A 1408-nucleotide genomic window follows, 5' to 3' on the forward strand; every position below is an offset into this window, starting at 1 on the left:
TTTTCGGATTCGTCGGTGCCATAGACAATCATGAAACGATCGTCGACAAGGGTTAAGGGCTTGACCAGCGCGCGCACGTTGGAAATCCGATTACCCGTGCGATGCTTAGGCACGGAAAGTTCGAGGTAGCGGTTTTCTTTTTCTTCGTCGTCAAAGACGTTTGCAGCCACCCGCCACACCTGTGGGTTAATGGTGCGCGCGTGCACCAGAGCCATGTCGTGAGCGCGGGCATTCGACAGCATGACATCGCCATTGCGGTCCACTACGACGATGCCCGTCGGCGATGATTGAATAACCAAATGCAACATCTGGCCGACGGTGGCAACCTGGTTAGATTCCAAAATCCGGTCCGAGTCCTGGGTTTGTTCTTCAGCACCGAACCGGCCCAGCTGCCCACCGCGGCGCAACCACACCGCCCCAGCGACAAGTAGCACTGCGGTGACCAGTACCGTCACCACGACGGCAAGAACAACAATCTGGGTTGTCGTCACGTGTTTTACTTAGCCTGGCCCTGATTCGCTACGGCAGCAGCACCCGCCTGCGCGGCTTCTGGGTCCAAGTAGTCGCCTCCTGGGTTCACGATGCTGCCGTCAGCGGCGAATTCGTACACCAGTGGCATACCGGTCGGGATATTCAGCGCGGCAATATCTTCGTCCGAAATCGCATCCAGGTGCTTAACAAGTGCGCGCAGCGAATTTCCGTGCGCAGCCAACAACACGGTCTGACCATCCCGCAGGCGTGGCAGGATCTCCGCCTCGAAATATGGGATGGCCCGGGCTACGACGTCTTTCAGGCATTCAGTGCGGGGCGGGTTGTCCACATCCGCATAACGCGGGTCGCCAGCTTGGGAGTACTGGGAGTCGTCGGCAAGCTCCGGTGGCGGGGTGTCATAAGAACGACGCCACGACATGAACTGATCCTCACCGTATTTGTCGCGGGTTTCGGCTTTGTTCAAGCCTTGCAGGGCACCGTAGTGGCGTTCGTTTATGCGCCAGTTACGGACTACAGGAATCCAGTGGCGATCGGCCGCAGACAACGCAATATTTGCCGAACGGATCGCACGACGCAGCAGCGAAGTGTAGACCACCTCTGGCTGCAGCCCAGCAGCGGCAATCAATTCTCCGGCCCGGCGCGCCTCGCTTTCTCCACGTGCGGTCAGGTCTACATCAACCCAGCCGGTGAACTGGTTGGATTCATTCCAGGTGGATTGGCCATGGCGCAGCAAGATGAGCTTGCCGTTGGCAGAATTCGGTTCAGAATTAGGTCCAGTCATAGCTTCTAGCATGCCACGGTCACCCCACTAATTGCCGCTGGCTTGCCGGTTGTGCAACCTTGCTGCCCCATCAGCACTCGCAATCGCATCCTGGAATACCCCCACTAACCGGTCCGCAGCCGCCGCCCACGAGAA

Annotated in this window: 2 protein-coding genes; both read right to left on the minus strand. The window is 58.5% G+C overall.

Annotated elements, in window-relative coordinates; translation table 11 throughout:
• The coding region (locus tag A5774_RS00255) for a PAS domain-containing protein (protein ID WP_231892281.1) at nt 1-389 on the minus strand (389 nt) is incomplete at its 3' end.
• A gap of 107 nt (nt 390-496) precedes the next feature.
• Nucleotides 497-1273 carry a phosphoglyceromutase gene (locus A5774_RS00260; RefSeq protein WP_021352890.1) on the minus strand — a complete coding sequence of 259 codons (777 nt, stop codon included), beginning with the start codon at nt 1271-1273 and terminating at the stop codon, nt 497-499.
• Nucleotides 1274-1408 lie beyond the last annotated feature (135 nt).

The sequence above is a fragment of the Corynebacterium sp. EPI-003-04-2554_SCH2473622 genome, assembly GCF_001665955.1.
GTDB classification, from domain to species: domain Bacteria; phylum Actinomycetota; class Actinomycetes; order Mycobacteriales; family Mycobacteriaceae; genus Corynebacterium; species Corynebacterium pseudodiphtheriticum.